Here is a 21,932-nt window from a genome sequence, read left to right on the forward strand (position 1 = left end):
TGAGTATAGATATGCCGGTCTTTAGTCGTTGATATTTCAGTTTCAGTTTGCCTGGCCGGGCAGGGAACGCAGTCGGCGCATACCAGTCATTGCTGTGGCCACGTAGCTTGCCTTGCAGTTGACCACTTCAACCCAGACCTTCACGCCTTCCACTCTCACCGTATAGGTCTCTTTCATCTTGCTGCGCCCATAGTCACCATATCTTTGCTGGTGGGCTGCGAGTGCGATTTCACATGCCTGGCGAGCCAAAGGGGATTGCTTACTGCCTCGATTAATCAGTCGCATTTCTTCTCCTTGAGGGAGGGTTTCCCCTCCCTATCTCGTTAGTCCACGTATTCCGGTTTCATATCCGCCAGGGTGATGCTGAACTGACCATGCAGCTCGTCGCCCAGATGTCGTTTCGACGATGCAAGAACGCGCTCTACCTCTGCGAACCGCGCAGCTGCATCGGGTTCATCTGAAGGTGGCAAGGAATTGATGGCTGCTTCGACTTTGTTCCGTGCATCAACCAGGTAATAACGCTTCACGGCCTTGTTTTTCAGCTCAGTGAACAGGGCAGAACCCAGCGTTGCTTTCACGGTTTCAATATCTGCTCGCAGAGCTTTAGCGCTATCCACATCCTGAGCCGCCTCGATGCGGTCGCGGAAATCATCAGCTAGAGCATCGATGTTTTGAGCTGATTCCTGAGCCGTTTGAGTGGTAGTGACGTTGTCACCTGAAATATCTGCGAGGCTAACGTGCTGCGCCGGTGCCGGGTTTACCTCTCGTTCTTCTCGACGATCATCGAGCTCATCAGGGGTGTAAACGCCCAGAATCACATCCGGGCAGAACAGTCTCGCCCAGCGTTTGACGGCCAGGTACGCCAGCTGCTGGCGAGGGTCATCAGCCCAAAGGGTAGAGTTTCGGGTTCGGGCCTGAGCCAGCAGCAAATCGAGTTCTCTCGGCTGATCTTCACCTTTAAGCGTTGCGCGGATAATGATGCCGATCCCGGCTTCGTCAGCCAGGGTCCAGCCCGGGACGCGGTACTCGCCTTTGTCGCCTTTACGGATGTGGAATTTTCCAACGACCTTTTCCCATGGCCCGTACCATTCATATTCAAAGCGGCTGGCCAGCACGCCGCTGCGTGAAATTACGGCATTAACCAGCTGTGCTTCATACCCGAGCACACCGTTAATCAGGTGCGTCTTTTGGGCCACGGCAAAGGGATTCATCTGCCACTGTGCCGCTTGCATCGCTACAGCCATGCAGTCGGCCTGATTGCCCTGCAGGTGCTTAGGAACTGTAGCGGTGCCCTGGGCCATAATCTGCGCGAACGTGCTGATGGCGTTCAGATACTGGGAATCGAACAAAGCCACGTTGGAGTTAATAACGGTGTTCTGGTCAGCAACGGTAACGTTAGTGTTATGCATAAATCCCCCTTAAGCCTGAGCGCGCAGCGCTTCGAGGCGGCGCAGGTCGAAGTCGTTCAGTTCATCGGTGTAATCGGTAGTGATCGGCGCTGGCCATTCGCCCGTGTCGAAACCTATGGCAATTGCGCGCATCGTTTTGCGGTACTCGAGCATGCCCAGTTCCAGCAGTTCGGTTGACGCCTCAATGATGGCGATCCAGTGGTAGTTCTCGTCTTTGTTGACGAAAATCCAGAAGAACTGGTCCAGCGCTGCGGTTTCGCAATACATTGCCGCGCTGAGGTGATAGTCACGGTCTATGATTTCCCTGTGCAGCCTGGCGCGAAGGCTTTCCTGCTTAACGTTCCACATGCTGATGGTTTTCAAGTCAGCACCGATGCGCACGCCATCCAGTTCAATCTCGAGGTCAGGGCGTACACGCACTTCTAAACCTGTTTCGTCGTCAAAACCGAAGTAGCTCACTTCAACGGCACGGCTTGGATGTGTCAGCAGCATGCCGGCGGTCGGGTGCGCCAGTAGTGCGGACTGAATTGCCCGCGCTGTGGCCAGCTGCTGGCGGGTAACCAGAATCTTTTCGCCAGGGTTGTCGCGCCAGGCATCCAGCAGCTCGTCTGCGAACACGGCATCGGCCTTAACCGACTTAACTGCCTGGATCATGTCTGCTTTGGTGCCGGACACTTTCAGCGGCGTCGGTTTCTGCGCTTCCTGTGCGACCAAATCAGGATTGATGATCGCTAATTGCTCGAGTAGCGCATCACGGCTGCCGCTGGTTTTAACCGGCACGGGCAGGGTGGCGTTGTACTCTTTAATGCATGCCTTCATTGCCGTTGCTGTCTGTTTCTGACCTTCTTCAATACGTTGGTACTCAGCTGGGAGAACCATATAGCTTTGAGCCGTTTCTTCCAGGCTGCCGCCAAGCGGCACTTGAGCGGGAAGGGATGCGTTATGTTCTTCAAGCAACGCTTTAATCTCGTCGGCGCTCAGCAGCGCCGGCAGGCTGGCGTTGTACGCGTCAATGAACTCGCGCAGGGTTGCGGTGGTGGTGAAAGCACCCTCCGGGATCTCAGGTTCTACGCTGAACTCTGCTTCGAGGTTTTCCGGTTGCAGTGCAAGAGCGTGCACCAGATTTCCCATATCCAGCACTTTGGATGCTGTTCGCGGGATGGTTTTAGCCACATGGCGCGCGTTAAAGTACATCAGGCTGACGCGGGCATCTTTCACCTGGGTTGAGCTAATGCCGTTCGCAGCGTGATAAACGTCATTCGGTAGGCCTTCGTATCGGCCAGGTTCGAAGTCTGCAGGGAGCTCCACTTCTGGGTTCGATTCCTGAACGTCAATTGTTGTTTCCTGCAACTGGTCTGCTTCTACGGAAACTGTCTGCGAATTAGTTGCATCAGTGCTTTCGCCCGGTGGTACCGAACCAGCATCTTCGTCTTTCTCTGGCTTAGCCGTTTCCATCTGCACATCGCCGGTGGTCTCCGCTGTGTTTTCCGTTTTTTCGACTTCATTTGAGGAGGTATTGAAGACCGGTTGGGTGTTTCCACCCATCAGGCCATCGATGGAGAACACGCCGCTGCCGAGATTTTCAACATACGGTTGTTCAACTGGAGCTTCAGACTCAACAGCAGCTGCAGACAACGGCAATAACGCCACAGCAGAGTTAAACTCAGCCGTCATGGTTTTATTAACGAACTCAAGATGAGCCGCTGGCGTGTGATGAATGTTTTCTGGTGCGATGCGGATCAGATTGAAGATTGCCGCACGGTTCACCGCCAGTACGCCGGGCTGATTACGCAGGATGGCGCTCCATGATTTCCATGGTTCTTCTTTCTTAGCCACGATTTCTTTGGCACGTCGTAACACGCTCGAAGGAATCTCGAAGTGGTGGAAGTCCATAGGCAGTAGAGCGCATGCGATCTCAAGATCGAGAGTGTCCAGAGTGTGATGCGCGCCTTCGCCGCGATCCGTTACATAGCCACCGTCGGCATTAGTACCAGAATCGGTGCGCTGAACATTACTGATGCGATTACCGGCTGCCCACTCGCGAACGAGAATGCCGCGGTCAATATAATCAGTCGCCGCCCAGATTCTGGTGAAACGGAGAACCAAAGCGAGTTCGTGGCGCTTCTCCTGGCTGAACACCTTGCGAATGGCGTCGGTATAGCGCCACAGGTCTTTGGTGTCGTAACCCTTAACCTCTTCGCAGTTTTCTGCCGCCAGCAGCAGGTTCTGGACATAGCTGTTGTCAGTGTCCATCTCCAGAGCGCTGATACCTTCGTATTCTTGGCGGGTTAAGTGGTGGCGCAGTTCGTTGGCGGTGAACTGGGCGAGTAGCTGCTTCCGGAACGGCATACGCACGACTGGATAACGAGTGGTTTCGTCATCATTCTCGTCAATCTGGATACCGTTATCAGGTTCCAGAACCTGAACGGTTGTAACGTCGGAGTTGCTGGTGCTTTCTGATTTGAGAAGAGAAAGCTTTCCGCTTCTCCACTCTTCAACTAACTGATTGCGGTCGCTGGCATCTGCTCTCGCCCAGTCAGCCATGAATGCAGCGATAATTTCGGTTTCGTGTGCTTCATCTGGCGTGAATACCTGCTTAATCGCCTGAACCAGTTTCCACTCAGCGTTCAGGCTGAGATCGGCAACTTCAGGGATGTCGTTCTTCGCCAGCAGCAGGTTCTGGAGATAGGTGTTGCCTTCATCCAGTGACATTTCGCTGGCAGACAGCTGCTGCTCTTTAGTGATGTGTGACTGGTATTTGTCGCTGGTCAGGTGGACGGCAAAACGGACCGCTGGAGTGCGGTTTTCAAGCGGGACACTCTCGACGGTAGTTTCGACATTAACGGACGTTTCCGGTGCGGCAGTGGTGTCCACAGGTCCAGTCAACTCAGCACCAGCCTTTGGCAGCCAGGTGCGTCCATCTTCCTGCAGTTCGTAGCGTTTGCACCAGGTGTAATCCACCGCACTTTCTTCCGGCAGGTCGTTATACACGGGGAAATCGGTCCGAACTGGTTTGGCATAATCCGTGCCCCGGCCGGTTTCAATGCCAGCATCTTCCAGCTCTACATCCAGCTGCAAATTGGCTCGTGCTTCTGATTTAGCCGTGAACCAGATAACGGCATCTTCTTTGCCGGATTTCTGGGTTGCCTTGATAAAATGAAAGAATTCCATATCGGGTCCTTAATTTTGGTTGTAAGATACCCGCAGCTAATGATTGCCGCCTTGGGTAGTGGTCATTGGTCAAAACTCGATTCCGGAAAGCTTTGGTCGGCTGACCGGGTACTTAACCCGCCTTGCGCGGGTTTTGTGCTTTTAGGGGCTGGTAACAGCCATTGGTCATAACTCGATTAAAATTTGAAAGCAGGCTGGTGGTCGTCAGCCGGTCTATATGGGTAACACTCTCCTTTTACGTGCTGTTCTTTGGCAGCTGCATCACAGCCAGCTTCGGTTTGGTATACACCGAGCATGATGTCTGAGCATTCCCCGGTGAGGGCGCAGACGGTAACGATCAGGGCAAAGAACGAGCTCATGCTTTTAGCTCTGGATTGCCTTTTTGCGCCAGTAAGTAGCAAAGCTTGCGAATCCATACTTCCGCCGCACTGAGGCGGATAGCTTGTTGTCTTGAAGGTGTTCGTGCAAAGTCGATCATTTATCTTTCCTTTTAATTCTGACTGTCGTATCGCGGTCCTAACTTCAGTGCTATTGTGGTTATTCCCGCACTCTAATGAGGGAATTAACTATGGAAAAAGAAGAGAAAGTCTTGTATTTAACTCGCTTAGCGGTTGATACATATAACTCTTACCGTTCTGCTCAAATCTCTTCTGGCCGGAATCTTTCTGACCCCCACGATCCGGTGGAAGAGATAGAAAAAATCTATGCAAAATTCGAAGTCTTTCTTGACCAGAAACTCTCAGAAGACGAATGGAAATAGGGTTATATGCTTCCCCAGCTAGACCTATTTCTCCAGAGTGAGCTGTTGCAATGTGCATAAAGCTCACTCTTTCTTATGACCGTGTCATCCACAATTTTTCCCCCTATATGCGCCTGTAACGCCGGCCAGCGGAACGTTTAAACCTGATGCGCGTTAATCTCTCCACCTCATCCGACTATTCGTATGCCGTCGGCGGCTACTTCGTGGGCGTCCTGCCTTGGTGGTTCGTAGTGCGTCTTAGTGATGATAGTAAATCACCACTTTACTTTTGAGTCAAGTGTGATGGTACTAAAGGGTATGGCTATGCTTTACTTTGATGGTTGCGGGCCAGTAAAAGTGAATAGAAAGCACAAAAACCGACCGATTGACGGGGGCGAGGAGTTTGAGTAGCAGATCTTAACTGCGTGATTCAGCTGAAAGGGGTAGGGAAGTCGTTCCTACGCGATGGGTGATTAAATTTTTATTTTAGTGAAAAATTATGGCTTGCATACGTTGGTAGGAATTCGTAAAGCGTAAGAGTCTTGACCCCATGTACTGCAGCAGCATCTGGGATCATAATGCGTTTTTTAGGAGTGCCACCAGAAGGTCTTTCATGAGTAATAATCGTAAATCCATGAGTCATTGCGTGAGCAATCAAGAACGCATCGGCTTTGTCTTGATTCGCAAAATCACTTTTGGCCTTCGGTGTGACATCTAAAGTCATAGCCCAATTTATAAGCTTGGCATAATTCGTGATTGATGTAAGCTCATTTTCAAAGAATGATAACGGAATTTCATCTTTAATCCAGAGACATAGTGGATCTTCTTTAACGCAAAGTTCTTTCCTTACAGCGTTGATGCTGTAGACAAATCCCTTACTATGCATAGCAAGAATAAAATCCCAAAAAATCTTACAATAATTAAAGTTGTAAGCGAAATTTTTAGCTTCTATGAAGACATTGCTATCGATCAAAAATTTCCCATTTGAAGTCATAGGGATTCTCTATTTTTATGAAAATCAACTATTGTATCTGCTCTTACATTCAGCAGGACGCCAGCTTCTCGTAAGGGCAATTGCTGGGACATTGCGCGAGAAACAATTATGTTAGTCAATTTGTAGCTATTACGTACAGGAAGGGTGTTAAAGAAAGAACCACCAGAAGATTCTTTTTTGGGTTTGTTATTAGCTTCATGTTTTATAACAGCGATAGTGCTTTCATCTATAAGACCCAGCTGTAATGCCCTGATTGCACAGGCATAATTACTGACTTTAAATTGACGAGATACATCTTTAACCCTATAGATATCATCTTCTACGTCATTTACATTCCAAGAGGATAAGAACAAATTCCGAGGCATTAGTATTTCTGCAGCTACTTTGTTGCAAAAAGCTTCTATACTTTTTTCTGTATCCCATCCAGAAATACCCTCAATCCCCAACCAGAGATGAGCAACTTCGTGGAATAAGGTAAATACTTGGGCACACAATGCATCTGAGGCATTTACGAACACTATTGGTGCAATGTTGTCTGCTATGCAAAATCCTCGGAATTCCCGAGTATCTAATTTCCTGTTGGTGTTGTTGCCAACAACACCATTTTTAAAAACTAAAATGCCTACGTGTTCTATCAATTTGGAAACTTTGGAAAAATAACTATCTATAGTTACAGCTTTTATTTCTTTTTGAACATTAAATTTTATAGTAGTGACAATATCTTGAGCCACAATCTCATGAGCTAAGTTTTTACTGTATTTAAATTTACCTATAAACTTAAGCTCTTGGTCACTACCGTTCTCTTTCAAATACTCTTTATACCATTCAAGTTTATATTCAATATCATGATAAACATCAAAGAAGTTTCTACCCAAGGATTGAGTATCAAGTGTTTGTCGTAAATCAGGAATTTTAGGTACTTCTGGTTTTGGCGGAGTGTCGAGGAAAAGGAATCCAAAAGGAACCCCACCAATTTTAGCAAGCTTTTCCGCTCCAGATTTGCTCACAATCCCATTCAGGAATTTATTAGAATTTTTCGGCATGACTTGCTCTCCAAGGGCCTCGAGAGAGAGTCCTTGGGAGTTTGCTATCCACTCAATCATCACTTTGGACAACTGAAGTTCAACAACGGCCATGCTATCACCTGGGAAAATTAATCCAAAACATCATAACTGCATTGTTGATTAGGGTAGCGCTGCCGTCAATTATATTAGGCTTTCAATATGGGGCAACATCACTAAACAACCTAAAATCAGGGCAAAACAGCACATAGTTGAGGCCCCGGAATTGCTCTTGGATGGCTTCAATCGTCCTGTGACCGGATGCGACCTTTCATGTATTTTTCGTAAAGCTCATCTAACTCTTTCAGACGAATCGAAAATATGCGGAGCATATTTTTTTGCTCTTCTTCAGGAAGCTGACGATAGAGTTCTAGGAGTCGCCGTTCATCAGGTTTAAGGCCATCTTTTTCACCAACCTCTTCGCCAAGTAACCAAGGAACTGATACACCGGCTGCATCGGCTACAGCCAAAGCAGATTCCTTACTCATCTTTCCGGTTCGAAACCACCCGGTCACCGCCTGCTTACTGACATTAGCAACCTTTGCCATCTCAGTCTTTGAGAAGCCCTTTACGTTTAATTCGGTCAGCCTAGCAATCAGGCTCTCATTAGGATCTTTTTTATTCATAGATTGATTGTAAACAATAGCTTTACCTCTCGATAGGCAGGCGATTATTGACTTTTCGGTAAATCAATGCTTTACTTTGCTCGCTTAAGGAGGTCTCATGAATGGTATAGAAAATGCAATTAACCGCTCTGGTTCTGCCAGTGCGCTTGGCGCTTTGATTGGCGTATCAAAAATGGCTGTTTCGCAGTGGCGCCGTAAAGGGGTGCCTGCGGATCGCGTCCTGCAAATTTATGGGGTTACTGGAGTAACTCCACACGAACTACGGCCAGATCTCTATCCAAACAACACTGATGGTTTACCTAAACAGGAGCCTTAACTATGCAAACTGTTTCATTTCAACAGAGTAGCAGAGCTTCCTCTAATCCAATGATATTCCCGTGTCATCAAAGCGAATCGGCAGCGCAGGAAATTGAGCATCGCGATATCTGCTCAGCGGTACGAGCTTGGGCTGCGGTAGAAGGGCGCGTAGCTGTTGCGCTTCAAATCCAAGAAGCGGCGGAAGAACTTCAACTTGATGGCGTGGATTTCTCTGGCCAGGCCGATGTCTGGAACGTGAAGCTGTTCCGATGGCTGGACAACAAAGAAGACTCCGCATCGTACCGAAAAAACGTCGAACAGCTGATGCCAGCAATCATGTCCGTATTACCGCTTCGATACCGCGACCGTGTTGTAAAGAACGACTCGTTTGCCTACCGGATGGCCAGATTGGAAAAAGAGGTGAGTGAGGCGAAGCAAGCTTTGATGCTCGATGCACCGAAGAAGGAAAAACTGAAGGAGTTAGGCGAGGGGATTTTCGAAATGTTCAGAGTCGATCCGGACCTTACGGCGCCGCTGTTGGCGATGGTCACAACCATGTTGGGGGCAATGTGAAGACTTCAGAAAAGGCGAAAGCCGGTCTGCGCGAACAGAACCGACTTTCAGGTGCAAAAACGGAGTGTGATTGCGGAGCTAAGTATGTCAAACACAGCTGAAATTATCAATTTCCCCCACAGAACCGAACAACCGGGAGGTCGTATGGCCGACCTGTCGAACGGGTATACCAAGGTCGCTAACGAGATCCAACAGCTCAAGCCTCGTCTGAGAATGTCAGGCCGGGAGTGGCAGTGTTTTGAGGCGGTGATCTGGCTTACCTACGGCTGGAACAAGAAGCAGGACCGGGTTACGAACACGGTGATCGCCGAGCTTACAGGATTGAGTGATTCGCATGTTTCTGATGCGCTCAAAACGCTTGCGGAACGCAAAATTATCTTCAATCTTAAGCAGGGCGTGATGAAAACGGTCGGTATAAATACTGACCTTTCTGCCTGGATTTTAGACAAACCGAAAACGGGAAAAGTCTTCCCGAAATCGGGAAAAGTGTTACCGAAAACGGGAAAAACCTTCCCGGAAACGGTAGACACCCAAGACTATAACAAGAACAATATTAAAATATCCTCGTCTCGGAATTCTGACGAATCCCGAAACCAGAAAACTCAAAAGTTTCTCTCACGCCATCCAGAAGCTGCCGCCGGGATATACACCCAGGCAGGTAAATCATGGGGATCTGCTGACGACCTCAAGGCCGCTCGCTGGATTTACGACAGGCTTCTCACCGTCAACGCTTCGCTATCCGAACCAAACTGGGCTGAATGGGCAAACACCATCAGGCTGATGCGTGTCCAGGACAAGCGTACTCACTACGAAATCTGTGACCTGTTCCAGTGGGCCAACCGGGACGAGTTCTGGAAAGACAACATCCTGAGCCCTTCAAGTCTGCGCAAACAGTGGGATCAGCTCACCACCAAACGGCTGCGCGCAACCGGGGCGGTAAAACCTTCCCGGGGCGGTATCGACCTGCATAACACCGACTGGATCGACGGGGTGCTGGAATGAAAAACCTTGCAGAGAGCATTCGCGATTTTGACCGGGAACAGGCTCGCCGCGTGGCGCATAACTTGCCTGAGCAGTACACCGAGCGCGAACAAACGCAGCAAGTGGCGCAGATTATCAACGGGCTGTTCGTACAGCTGGCGGCCGCGTTCCCGGCAAGCCTGGTTAACCGAAGCCAGGAGGATGTGAACGAGATCCGCCGACAGTGGGTGCTGGCCTTCAAAGAAAACGGGATAAACACCATGGAGCAGGTTGAAGCCGGTATGCGCCAGGTACGCCGTCAGGAGCGCCCGTTTTTGCCGTCGCCAGGTCAGTTCATCAAGTGGTGCAGGGAAGGGCGTTGTGTTCTGGGGATCACCACCGCAGACGTGATGGCTGAATACTGGAAGTGGCGCAAGCTGGTGTTCCTGTATCCGAGCAGTGAGCAGTATCCCTGGCCTAAACCCATTTACTATCACATCTGCCTCGAGCTGCGGCGCCGGGGAACTGATGGTCAACTGTGCCACAAAGAACTCGAGCATGAAGCCGGCGACATTCTGGATATGTGGGAAAAGCGGGTGCTGGCCGGGAAACCAATCCCGCCTGTTCGTCGTGCGTTGGCAGCACCAGTGGCTCCGAGGGGGCCAACGCCAGCTGAACTTCTGAAGGCTAAATACGCGCGCCTAAAAGATGAAGGGAGAGTTTAACTGTGCGAGCAAAGATTCTTCAGATTCGTACCATACAGCGAATGAGTAGAAGGCTTTGTTTCCACAACGTGTTATAAACAAGTTACAAGTCGCCTCCTCTGGCGACAAAGAGGCATGGCATGAAATTACGAATCACAAGAGCAATCGGCCTCAGCAAGTTCTCGCCACGTTGGGTTAAGGTTATCTGTTTACGGTTGACTAAAAACGATATTGAGCGCTCCCTCAACGCGCTTCTGGCCACAATTGATGAAACTGAACTCTCTTCGGAGCAAGTCAAAGCATTGAGGGAATGCGTTGACAGAATCAACCTGGCAAGGGGAAAGGGGATGCAAGCGTGAGCGCTACTGCTATTGAGCCGAAAGAGATTTTTTATACCACATGCTCATTGCTGAACACATAAAGCGTAGCTGAAGTGACTGATGCTGACTGAGTGATGCGCGGAGAAATAGTTGTCTAATAACTCAATCATATTAATCACTTTTCCTATGGTACCTTTTTTATCTTGAGGATTAGGCAGTACGAAATCCTAGCTTTGGCCGCTCTATTGGATCCTACACCTCTGAACTGCTAAGGACGGAATATGAACGGATGAAAGCTAGCATGAGATGCGAGTGGTGTTGAGAAAGGTCCACTGGACAATCATTTGAATAATTCTGTGAAAAATTCATTTGTATAAAGAGTCTTCTCCTTCTGGGCGCGTTTTGAACCTTCGATGCATCCACAGGTATTGCTCAGGGGCGCGGAGGATTTCACGCTCGATGATTTTATTCATATAAGCAGCTGCAGCGATATTATCGTCCTCCGGATATCCTAACAATGGATTACTGATATACATATGATAACCTTTTTTATCGCTCCGTCGAATCATGCTAAGTGTGATCAAATTTGCTCCAGCGAGTTTTGAAAGTGCGTACGTTCCGTTCGTTGTGGCTGCTTTTTTTACCGAGAAAAAGGGTGCGAAAACGCTCCCCTTAGGCCCGTAATCCTGATCTGGTGCAAACCACACAGCTTCACCGGCCTTGAGTGCATGAACTAAGCGAGATAGATTACGTCGATCAATCATAGCTTTATTTGAACGCATACGTCCTTTTGTCTGAACCCATTCCATCAATGGATTGTTGTGCGGCCGATATGTTGCCATCATTGGATGGCATAACCCCATTACTCTTCCGCATAGTTCAAGCGACATGAAATGAATCCCGACAACCATTACCCCTCCGGTTGCGTTAGCCAAGTTTTCAATCCCTTCTACGTCAAACCACTTTTTGACTCTCGCATCGCTCCAGAACCAGGCCATGCCAGTTTCCATCAGTCCCAGCCCGAGAGAAACAAAGTTATTATTTATCATCTGGCTTCGGGCAATCGGAGTCATATCGGGAAAACAGAGTTCAATATTCCTAACCGCTATACTTTCTCTACGTTTTAAAAAGGGCCTGGAGATTTTTCCAAGACCGGAACCAAGAGTATATAAAACCGGATAAGGAAGTTGGACTATAACCCACAGAAGTGCCAAGCCTGCCCAGGAAAACCAGTGGCGGGGATGAAGTAATTTTTATGTAAAGAGTTGTGACATAAATTTCCCTAAGTTAATGAAGGTTGTAATGCACATGGATAATTTGAAAATTTGTTTTTCAGCGGAACGTTTCATTTAGATAATTGAGTTTTTTTCTGAATTCAGGGGGACAGATTGCGTGTGGGAGTGGATGCTCACTAAATGGTTTAGTGAGGCGAAAAAAATTCTTTTTCTATAAGACTCAATGGGTTATTAACGATATTCGAGGAATTGCCTTCTGGATTCATCCTCCCCAACATACTCAAAAGATAGAAGACGAATTGGGATTAAGTTATAAAACCAATAGCAATCATTTCGTTGAATAACTTCGCCTGGCTTGAAACATATCCCTGATGCTTCCCGAACAATTGCATATTTACCATTGCTAAATTTCACTCTGTGGATATAGAAATGTTGACCGATCTGTCCATGACAGCTGTTCGAAAGTATATCTCCTTCAATAAAAACAGATTTTTTATCTTTCATCATAATGCCCTCTACCACTATACTATAAAAGGAATGTTGGCATTTACAGATATCAGTTAAGTTGCAGGAACTGTTCAGCCGCCGATGCACCAGCATTCTGATGGCCTGAACAACAGTCCGCAGGCAGGACATTCCAGAACAGCATTTTTTCTTAGTTTACCTGCTTTCTGATTGGCTCTGTATGCGCATACCGGGCAAGCAACATGGACCGGTCTTTCTTTAAAATGTCTAAGTCCCTCTGTAAATGACATAAAATAACCTCTGAAAAATATAATATTTATTATACGCTTTAAAATATAAATTGTCGGGTTAAGTTATGAATATTTATTGCTGAATAAAATATGAGCTTTTAGAAAACAACAGTTTGATTTATGTTACAATATCCTTCCATGAGAAATTTATGATGAAATCAGAAGACACTCTTGACTGGTACCCAGCGCAGTTGCCGCCAGTAAAAATTATTTTAGGTGAAGCAGTGCTTGCTGTGGGTAAACAGGGAAGGCCCATTAATACCCGGACCTTGCTCGAGTATCTTCAAGTCATGCAAGGTAAGCAAAAAAGACGTGATGATAAAGTTGCTATGCAGACTGCGATTGAAGTGCTTAGAGACAATCAGCGCATTAACGGTAGGCGTTAATGCGCTCTTAAGATCCCTTAGTTCTGAGTGATCTCTACTATGTGTCTTTGACCATCCTGCTTTAAAGGTATTCGGTCATCAGACAGTTCGATACCATCTAGTATGACCTGATACTCCCCGTTGCCACGTGTAATGGTAATCTCGTAATGACTTTCGTCATGCTGATATGTCAGAGAAAAAGACTTCCACTCTGCTGGTAACAGGGCATGTATGGTCAAGATATCACCGGAACGTTTTATGCCCATCAATTCTTCTGTAAGAAGACGATAGGCCCAACCCGCTGATCCGGTGTACCAACTCCAACCTGCACGTCCAGTATGTGGCGCGATGCTGTAAACATCTGCACTCATTACGTATGGTTCTGCTCTGTAAATCGCAACTTCTTCGTCAGTAGACGCGTGGTTTATTGGATTGATCAGTGACCAGAGTTGCCACGCACGCTCTGCATTTCCCATTCGGGCAAATGCCATCACGGCCCAGATAGCACCATGAGTATATTGCCCGCCATTTTCACGCACACCAGGCACATAACCCTGAATGTAACCGGGATTTGGTCCGTGTCCATCGAATGGAGGCGAAAGTAGCTTTATCAACCTGGATTCGGAGTTTACCAAATGCTTGTCCAGAGCCTGCATTGATTTACCGGCACGTCCACAGTCAGTCGCACCGGATAAAACGGACCAACTTTGAGCTATTGCATCAATCCGGCAGTCTTGAGAACTTTTGGAGCCTAAAGGCGTTCCATCGTCAAAATATCCACGCCGAAACCATTCCCCGTCCCAGGCTGTCGCATTCAGATTTTTCTGCAAGTGTTCCGCCTCCGTGCGACACAGCGATGCTACAAGCTTATCTTGCTGACGATCAGCGAGCGTCGCGAAACGCTTTAAAATGTCGAACAGGAAGAACCCGAGCCAAACGCTTTCACCTTTTCCTTCGATGCCGACCCGGTTCATCCCATCGTTCCAGTCGCCAGCGCCCATTAGCGGCAGACCATGTTGTCCAAAACGAAGCCCATGCTTAATGGCTTTAACGCAGTGTTGCCATAGCGTCTCTTCGGTGTGGCTGATTAGTGGTGTATCGTAAACGGACTCTTCTCCAGGCTGGAGCTGACGTCCTTCCAGATAAGGAATCATCTGCTCTAGTATTCCGATATCCTCAGAAGTGTCGACGTAGTGACAGACGGCGAGCGGGAGCCAGAGAAAATCATCTGAACATCGCGTGCGTACGCCGTTACCGTGAGGTGGATGCCACCAGTGCTGCACATCGCCTTCAATAAACTGTCTTGACGCACATAGTACTATTTGGTCGCGCAGGCGTTCCGGTGCAGCGTGGGTCAGTGCTAATGTATCCTGGAGTTGATCCCGAAAACCAAATGCGCCACCCGATTGATAATAACCACTGCGCGCCATGAGTCGACAGGCCATTGTCTGATACAGAAGCCAACCGTTAACTAGCTTATCAACTGAATGGTCTGGTGTATTGACCACTATCTTATCCAGCATGCGGTGCCAGTGACGATGGACATTGTCCAACTCCTGTCGAACGATATTTTCATCCAAATAATGAGCGAGTATAGTCTGAGCCCGGGCGGAGTTTTCCTCGCTGCCGAGTACAAAAATAAAGGTCTTCTGATCACCGTCAATTAGGGTGGTAACAGACTGAACTGCACCGCATGGATCCAAACCGGCGCCCGTATTTCCCGATAAACTGCGAAGCTTCATTGCGGCCGGTTTTTGCAAAGAGCCATTGCGGCCAATAAACTCTCGGCGATCACCTGTCAACGAACAATGAGGATCGTTGACAGCGAAAAATGCAATGCGTCCTTCGCCGTTAGCTCCGTAAAAGTTATTTGCTGTAACTCCACTACCAGCCGGCACGATCACCGTATGTGTAACGATATGGGGAGCAGAACGCGAGCGTGATTCCCCAAGCGTCCACTCTACGTACCCTGTGACCGATAATTTGCGCGTGCGGCCCGAATTGTTACTAAGCGTCAGAAGTGCCAACTTAACAGGATCGTGTTCGCTAACCAGTATTGTCAACTCGCTATCTATACCACTATCGCGGTGCGCGAATACGCTGTAGCCAAAACCATGACGGGTTAAATAATCCCCGCGGCCACGCACAGGTAATGTCGTGGGTGACCATACCGTTCCGCTCTCTTCATCACGAATATAAAAAACCTCACCGCTACGGTCGCTTACTGGATCGTTTTCCCAGGGGGTTAAACGATATTCATGAGCGTTCTCATACCAACTGTAAGCCTGTCCGGCTTCTGAAATGACGCTACCAAAACAGGAGTTTGCCAGCACATTTGACCAAGGGGCCGGCGTTGGAACATTTTCCTTCAGGATAATCTGATACTCCCGTCCATCCTCAGAAAACCCTCCATGCCCATTGAAGTTGAACATATGTTCTATATGCGGCGTCCAGTCTTCGTGTCGATTGCTTCCCTCAGTGACAAAAGGTACAAATGGCCTTTGCGGTTTAATTGACGAGTGGAGCCGCTGATTAAGTTGCTCGTTTAGCCCGCCGGCGCGATCGTCAAGATGCATACATGCAACGCTCATCAACAATTGCTTATCTTCGGAAGACAAATGCTCCCCGTTACGGACAAAAATGCCGCCAGGTTTATCCAGCAGGCTGGCTTCTGAACCGGCATAGATTAAATCCATAATCAGTGTTTGTAGGGCCTGCTGATAGCCACCGGCGCTGTTATTGAGGATAACAAGGTCCACTTCAAGCCCTTTTAGTCGCCAGTAACGATGAGCTTGAATCAGTGTAGTGATAGAGGTCATACTCTCATCGCTGGTCACGCTATGCAGTACAATCGGTAGATCACCTGAAATACCCCAGCCCCACAGTCCGGACTGACCGCGGCGGTTACGGCTTATGACTTGAACGTCGGCGCGTAGTTCCTGACAGGAATAGAGCACAGCGCTAGCGAGTCGGTTAAACAGCGTTGCGTCATCTTCGCTAGCATTTATCTGCCTGAGCACTACCAGACTGTGCGACCAGGCAAGCTCAAAAACACGCTCAGCGATTGGGTAATCACGGTATTTTTCCAATAATGCCTTGCTTTGCTGACGGCTCTCACTGATGCCATAAACGATATCAATCGTTATCGGAATGCCTGGCATGAGTCTCACAACTTGTCGGATCGCTAGTACAGGATCCAGCACGGCACCGGAAGTATTGCTGAGCGGCCCGTTAGCATAGATAGCAGCGGCATCAGCCGGACTTCTGCCCCTCCCAATAAACTTAGCTCGGTCTGTTTCAAACGAGGCTTCATTATGATCATTGCTATGCACCACCATCATGTGAAACAGAAATGGGCTCGGTTCATCTTGAGAACGCGGTCGTCGATGGCAAAGAATAGCGTCCCGACTGTGATCAATCTCAGTTTCAATGAACAAATTACTGAATGCCGGATGCGCTAGATCACTGGTTTCTGGAGCAATCACTACTTCAGCATACGTTGTTAGCTCAAGCGTTCGCGGTAGACGGCCATGGTGTACCAGGGTGACACGCCGCAGCTCTATATCATCTTCCGGGGAAACCACAACCTGTGTCCTAACGCTTAGGGCTCCCAAGGTACGCCTGAATTCTGCGCCTGCGTCGGTGAAGATTATCTCATCGCTGCTGTTCGCATTTCCGCCCATGGGCTGCCAAGTATTGCTCCACACCTCATTCGTATGCGGATCACGGATATAACAGAACGATCCCCAGTTATCACGGGTTGTATCGCTGCGCCAGCGGGTAACTGAAATCGAATTCCAACGGCTGTACCCTCCACCACCTGGCGTCAGCATCAAATGGTAATGCCCATTTGAGAGCAGTTGTATTTCCGGAGTAGGGCTGTCTACATGACTGAAAACTCTCGGTTCATATCGCACCGGTTTAACCCTTCCTTCATGGGATTCAAAATGACGGCGAGGGCTGTAAAGATCGACTGAATCCGGGACGCGTTCCTGCAAAAGAAGATTCGCCGACATAAAGGTGGGGCTTGTCATAAATCGCTCGCTCATTGGGGCATCAAGCAGGATATGCGCTAGCGCCTGGAATCCCATCCCCTGGTGGTGTGCCATCCAGGACTGTACAACCGCGTACAGTTGCCCGGTAGCAAGCCGCGATGGCGTGTAGTCCAGCGCTTCATAAAACCCGTATTCGCCATGTGCGCCGCTCTGCTCCAGTCTAAGCAAGTTTTCACAGGCCTTCTGGGGGGAAACGAGCAGAGCCAGTAGTGTTGCATACGGCGCGACAACCATATCGTCCGCAAGTCCTCGGCGAAGACCGAGTCCAGGTACCCCAAATGCCTGATACTGATAATTACTCTGGACATCAAATGCATGATAGCCGGACTCAGAGACGCCCCATGGTACGCCACGTTCCTTGCCCCAGTTAATCTGGCGTGTCACTGCGGATTTGCCCATTTCATCAAGCAAACTGCCGCGCCAGTTTGGCATCACCAGATTCGGCATCAGGTATTCAAACATCGAGCCGCTCCATGACATCAACGCGGTTTCATTGTCGATATTGGTGAACAACCTTCCCAACGCATACCAGCTTTTCATCGGAAGCTGATTTGTCGCGATAGCGAGATAACTTGTCAGCCTGATTTCAGAGGGCAGAAGGTCATAGTGGCTTTTATCGGCGGTATTTGTGTCGCAGTTATATCCGACACTCAGTAGGCTGGTAGCTTCGCTGTAGAGAAAGGCAAAATCCATTCGTGCATGGTCATTTAATCTCTTTTCAAGTTCGCTGATGATATCCAGCCGCAAACGGGCGTGAGTAATTACTGGTGCAGGAGGCGTTCCTTCTCCGGTATCGGTACTCTGCGCCAACCAGCTTAGTGTTGGCAGTGTCTCGCTTTGGTATGTAGGGGGTATCCACGCGAGCAGATGTGACCATTCGTGGCATAATTCAACCAACTGATGCTCCAGATGTTCGGCCCAGCGCACCACAAGATCGCCTTCCTGCTGACTCGCAGCGGTGAGATGTTTGCACTGAGTTCGCATCTTTTTAAGTTCGCTGTAAAGAGCTCCCGGAGGTAGTTCCGCTGAGCTGAAACACTGCTTTTGAAGCTCTTTAAGCGAATCCGGTGCCCCCGGCCCCCAGTGTTTTTCAAGAAGTAATAATGTATCGATTAACCCTGCAAGTATTCTTTCGACATTCAAAATGGGCTGGTTTCGCATGGCTAATAACCCTTCACGCAGAGTTAACAAATGTCCGGCCATATTACCGCTGTCCACGCTTGATACGTAACGTGGACTCAGCGGCGCAAGCGTTCGAGTGTCATACCAGTTATATAAATGACCACGAAAATGTTCCATATTATCAAGAGAGTCGAGCGTGAGCGTTATGCGTTGTAAGACGCTACCGCCTGGCAAATAGCCAAAATCCCAAGCAGTAAGGTTAGCCAGTAGTGATAACCCAATGTTGGTTGGAGATGTACGGTGCGCGATCGTCGGCTGCGGTATTTCCTGGTAATTATCAGGGGGGAGCCAATTTTCTTTCGCTGTGGCGAAGGTCTCAAAAAAAGACCATATTTCTCGGCTTGTCTGTCTCAGCAGAAGTTTCTGTTTCTGATCTGGCAAAAAGGGCTTACACGCGGGTTGGCGGCTCAGCCAAGCCATAATAATGGGAGATATGCACCACCCGACGCTAATGGGCAATGCAATGAACATCATCAGCGGATCAAACACCAATGCTAGTGATGCGAGACTCAGACCGCAGGCAACATTCAGCCACATTGCCCGATAAAAACCTAAAACAGAGATACTGGATTGGTAGTTATCTGGGTTATAGCTTACCCATTGGTTGAGGTTACGCTGGCTTATACCTAGTCGCCAAAGCGTAACTCCAATAGCGTATAATGAGTAACCGGCCTCGTGGGGTAGTATCATAAATGTGAGACCGATACGTGAAACGCGCTTCAAGGCTCCAGCTGAAACCAGTTGCAGATGTTGTTTAAGGGGACGGCGGTGCGGTTTATGAACGAGATCCCATGCTATGCTAAGCGCCGCAGGAAGAAACCATATTAGCGTTAGCACGCTAAACCAGTATAAAGGGTTGGGGAGCCAGAGCAGCGTGCTAAATACAAGCAGCATGATCGACGGCGCTACCAGGCTGCGTCGGAGATTATCCAATAACTTCCAGCGAGAAAGGATGGACAATGGATTTTTTTCCCTACTTCCGTCAGCTTTTCTGACCCGAACCCTCAGCCAATTGAGCAGTTGCCAATCTCCTCGGATCCAGCGCGTACGACGTGCGACGTCTGAGAGATAATTAGTTGGATATTGTTCGTAAAGTAAAACGTTGCTCAGCAGACCAGAGCGGGCGTAACATCCTTCCAGCAGGTCGTGACTGAGTACGAGATTTTCCGGACAGACGTTGGCAGTGGACTGGACAAAAATATCTACGTCATAGATACCTTTGCCTACGAACGATCCCTCGCCGAAAAGATCCTGATATATATCTGAAGACATCATCGAATAGGGATTATTACCCGGGACGCTGCTGCGCATGGCGGCGTAGCGCCCCTGACCGTAAAGAGGCATTTCCTCTGCTAAGCCTGGCTGTAAAATTCCGTACCCTTTAACGACTCGTTGGAACGTTGGATCATATACTGGTTTGTTCAGCGGATGCGCCATTGTGGCCACCAGTTTATGGGCTGTATCACGAGGCAGGAGCGTATCACTGTCAAGAGTGATGACGTATTTAATCCGTCCGGGCAAAGCCTGCGAGGGAAGGTCTGCAACGCTCGAAAACTGGGTTCCCGGTTGGCGTAACCAGCTGTTAAGAAGAGCTAGTTTGCCCCGCTTGCGTTCATATCCCATCCAGATTCTCTGCGAATCGTTCCACTCCGGCTGGCGGTGCAGTAGATAAAATCGAGATCGGCCGCTAGGGTTGCGCCGATTAAGTCTCTGCATCTCAGCAATCGCTTGCCTTAAAAGGACAGTGTTTTCCTCGGTATCCTCAGTTGATGAATCCGGAAAATCGGTAAGAAGTGCAAAGCAGAGATTTTCATCCTGATTGCCAAGGCTGCAGACTTCCAGGCGGAAGAGAAGTTTGCAGAGGCTTTCATAGCTTGTCAGCATGCAAGGGATCGCAACCATTGTGGCATATTCAACTGGTATCCCACTTGAAAAGTCCATCCGCGGCAGAGGCCTGGGAATACGAAAGCGTGTCGTTGCTTCGCTAAGCATATCGCTGGCGAGTTGACTAATGGCAACAATAAGGGGGAGTGCTAGGGGGATGAGCAGCCAGAATATACCCTGTAGTGCAGTTTCATACAATATGGTAGCTGAAGCGGCCGTGGTCAAAAGACTCAGGCTACCAAGCCATGACAGAAGGGGCGATTTATTCATACTCTGCCGCAGCCGTTTCAATAGAGACCTTTCAGCTGACAACAGTTTTTCAAGTTGTGGCCTTCCACCCCCAAGCAGAAAATAACCGATATGTCGGTGCTCAGGATCTAGACTCGGTTCGCAAGACATTGCCATCACACGGTTTGCAACTTCCGGCTCACTTAAGATCGCATCCCTGGCAAGCGTTTCAATCACATGGCGATAATGATCTCGGGTGTCGAAGTGCATGTGAGGATATATACCAGCTGGGTCAAGGCGTAATGTTTGCTCGACTACGCTGATGGTCTCTGCAAAATCAGACCAGTTCGTTTCATTCAGCAGACGTAAACCCGAAATACTGTTACTGACGGAAAGCTGGCTGGCGGCAAGCTGCTGATTGAAGCGATGAATCAGGACCTCAGTTGTAACACCTTGCTCTGCAAGACGTTGTTCAATCCAATTCAGAGGGAGTGCAAGAGCATTGCCATGTCCCTGCAGACGACGAACCATTTCAGCGACAAAGGCACTGCTCAGCGGAGGGTGAGTACGCGCCATATCGGCAACAATCATAATTAGGTCGGCGGGAGCATTCTCTGCACAATCAAAAATCCGCGTTATCCACATATCTGCAAGATTTCGCTCCTGCTGGGCTTGGGTCACTTCGTTGCTCACACGACGCAGGTTTTCAATCAGCGCTAGACGCAGCATTCCTGGCAAAGCCCATATCTCCCCCAACGTCAGAGGTGTCACCTCTTGATAGGCGGAAATATAACTGGTAAGACTGCTGGTGTCCCAGCGTCCGTCGCCATGCGCTATGGCCTCTGAGGCTAAGTCATAAATTCTGGGACATCTATGCGGGTAGGCTAGTAGCGGAAGACCCTTACCAAAGCTTTTCGGTAAGTGCTGGCGTACCATGCGAATCTGCTCTTCAATCAGGTAATAGTTGTCCAGCAGCCACTCACCTGCGGGCATGATACTCGTTTTTTTTCCTGCATTGAGTAGATAGCAACATCGCGTAATTATCGTTTCATTGTCAGTTAGTCGTTTAAGAAGGTAGTACGGTAATATTTCCGGAGACAATTTGTGCGTACGAGCCAGTTTTTTTCCAAAGCGTTCCAACTGAGGGGTAGAAAACAGTTCCGAACGTAAATAGTTTTCTCCTCCCCAATCGTTGACTGTGGCTGATATGTGTGCGCTGCCTTCGGGCAGAATACGAGATCGCTTAAACCACGCGATATGTTTCATTTTCATAGGGTTGCTCTTTTGCTACGTTAACGCGCAGGAGCAGATGCGAAATCAGTTCAGAAACGTTCTCTCAGGATGGGCGTAAGGCATCGGGGATTTTGACAACTG

The 21,932-nt window shown here is 48.8% G+C and carries 17 protein-coding genes and 1 pseudogene; 7 read left to right on the forward strand and 11 right to left on the reverse strand.

Annotation, left to right across the window (positions count from 1 at the left end):
- Positions 1–42 precede the first annotated feature (42 nt).
- From BJ885_RS05485 to BJ885_RS23415, 5 genes are all read right to left on the reverse strand, one after another.
- Positions 43–285 (reverse strand): DUF4060 family protein, encoded by a 243-nt coding sequence (locus tag BJ885_RS05485; RefSeq protein WP_020882485.1) that lies wholly within the window; start codon positions 283–285, stop codon positions 43–45.
- A gap of 38 nt (positions 286–323) precedes the next feature.
- On the reverse strand, positions 324–1,409 hold the full coding sequence (locus BJ885_RS05490) for a RecT family recombinase (protein ID WP_047647991.1): 1,086 nt from the start codon (positions 1,407–1,409) through the stop codon (positions 324–326).
- Between the two features lie 9 nt (positions 1,410–1,418).
- Positions 1,419–4,580, reverse strand: coding sequence for a RecE family exodeoxyribonuclease (locus tag BJ885_RS05495; protein ID WP_121931353.1), 3,162 nt, complete (start codon positions 4,578–4,580; stop codon positions 1,419–1,421).
- A 176-nt stretch (positions 4,581–4,756) separates the two neighbouring features.
- Positions 4,757–4,939, reverse strand: a complete 183-nt coding sequence (locus BJ885_RS05500) for a DUF1482 family protein (protein WP_059312023.1) — start codon at positions 4,937–4,939, stop codon at positions 4,757–4,759.
- Positions 4,936–5,058, reverse strand: coding sequence for a hypothetical protein (locus BJ885_RS23415; protein WP_258321457.1), 123 nt, complete (start codon positions 5,056–5,058; stop codon positions 4,936–4,938). Before BJ885_RS23415 ends, BJ885_RS05500 begins: the two co-directional genes overlap by 4 nt.
- A 90-nt stretch (positions 5,059–5,148) precedes the next feature.
- Between BJ885_RS23415 and BJ885_RS05505 the strand changes: the two genes are divergently transcribed.
- Entirely contained in the window at positions 5,149–5,340 is a 192-nt protein-coding gene (locus BJ885_RS05505) for a hypothetical protein (RefSeq protein WP_059311999.1), read from the forward strand.
- Positions 5,341–5,800: 460 nt separating this feature from the next.
- Here the strand turns inward: BJ885_RS05505 and BJ885_RS05510 are convergent, their stop codons facing one another.
- From BJ885_RS05510 to BJ885_RS05520, 3 genes are all read right to left on the reverse strand, one after another.
- Positions 5,801–6,313: a DUF4411 family protein gene (locus BJ885_RS05510; RefSeq protein WP_121931354.1), complete on the reverse strand. Its 513-nt coding sequence runs from the start codon at positions 6,311–6,313 to the stop codon at positions 5,801–5,803.
- Positions 6,310–7,449: an ImmA/IrrE family metallo-endopeptidase gene (locus BJ885_RS05515; RefSeq protein ID WP_121931355.1), complete on the reverse strand. Its 1,140-nt coding sequence runs from the start codon at positions 7,447–7,449 to the stop codon at positions 6,310–6,312. Before BJ885_RS05515 ends, BJ885_RS05510 begins: the two co-directional genes overlap by 4 nt.
- A 167-nt stretch (positions 7,450–7,616) precedes the next feature.
- The gene (locus BJ885_RS05520) at positions 7,617–8,048 is read right to left on the reverse strand and encodes a helix-turn-helix domain-containing protein (RefSeq protein ID WP_251884606.1); all 432 of its coding nucleotides are present in this window, start codon (positions 8,046–8,048) and stop codon (positions 7,617–7,619) included.
- Positions 8,049–8,097: 49 nt separating this feature from the next.
- Here BJ885_RS05520 and BJ885_RS05525 point away from each other — a divergent pair, with 49 nt between their 5' ends.
- The 5 genes from BJ885_RS05525 (at position 8,098) to BJ885_RS05545 (ending at position 10,893) form a co-directional block, all read left to right on the forward strand.
- The gene (locus BJ885_RS05525) at positions 8,098–8,316 is read left to right on the forward strand and encodes a YdaS family helix-turn-helix protein (RefSeq protein WP_121931357.1); all 219 of its coding nucleotides are present in this window, start codon (positions 8,098–8,100) and stop codon (positions 8,314–8,316) included.
- Positions 8,317–8,318: 2 nt separating this feature from the next.
- Positions 8,319–8,870: a toxin YdaT family protein gene (locus BJ885_RS05530; RefSeq protein ID WP_121931358.1), complete on the forward strand. Its 552-nt coding sequence runs from the start codon at positions 8,319–8,321 to the stop codon at positions 8,868–8,870.
- Positions 8,871–8,954: 84 nt separating this feature from the next.
- A complete protein-coding gene (locus BJ885_RS05535; protein WP_183128607.1) occupies positions 8,955–9,872 on the forward strand; it encodes a replication protein in 918 nt (305 codons plus the stop codon).
- Entirely contained in the window at positions 9,869–10,555 is a 687-nt protein-coding gene (locus tag BJ885_RS05540; RefSeq protein WP_121931360.1) for a replication protein P, read from the forward strand. The genes BJ885_RS05535 and BJ885_RS05540 overlap by 4 nt, the downstream gene beginning before the upstream one ends.
- A 119-nt stretch (positions 10,556–10,674) precedes the next feature.
- On the forward strand, positions 10,675–10,893 hold the full coding sequence (locus BJ885_RS05545; protein ID WP_047647982.1) for a hypothetical protein: 219 nt from the start codon (positions 10,675–10,677) through the stop codon (positions 10,891–10,893).
- A gap of 326 nt (positions 10,894–11,219) precedes the next feature.
- Here BJ885_RS05545 and lpxP read toward each other — a convergent pair.
- Positions 11,220–12,107, reverse strand: a pseudogene (gene lpxP, locus BJ885_RS05550) (kdo(2)-lipid IV(A) palmitoleoyltransferase); the annotation flags it as partial.
- Between the two features lie 560 nt (positions 12,108–12,667).
- Positions 12,668–12,844 (reverse strand): YnfU family zinc-binding protein, encoded by a 177-nt coding sequence (locus BJ885_RS23555; protein ID WP_213730113.1) that lies wholly within the window; start codon positions 12,842–12,844, stop codon positions 12,668–12,670.
- A 152-nt stretch (positions 12,845–12,996) separates the two neighbouring features.
- Here BJ885_RS23555 and BJ885_RS05560 point away from each other — a divergent pair, with 152 nt between their 5' ends.
- Positions 12,997–13,230: a hypothetical protein gene (locus BJ885_RS05560; RefSeq protein ID WP_039262743.1), complete on the forward strand. Its 234-nt coding sequence runs from the start codon at positions 12,997–12,999 to the stop codon at positions 13,228–13,230.
- A gap of 17 nt (positions 13,231–13,247) precedes the next feature.
- Here the strand turns inward: BJ885_RS05560 and BJ885_RS05565 are convergent, their stop codons facing one another.
- The gene (locus BJ885_RS05565; RefSeq protein ID WP_121931361.1) at positions 13,248–21,830 is read right to left on the reverse strand and encodes a GH36-type glycosyl hydrolase domain-containing protein; all 8,583 of its coding nucleotides are present in this window, start codon (positions 21,828–21,830) and stop codon (positions 13,248–13,250) included.
- Positions 21,831–21,932: the final 102 nt, after the last annotated feature.

It is taken from the genome of Enterobacter sp. WP_7_1, from assembly GCF_003688535.1.
Lineage (GTDB): Bacteria > Pseudomonadota > Gammaproteobacteria > Enterobacterales > Enterobacteriaceae > Enterobacter > Enterobacter asburiae.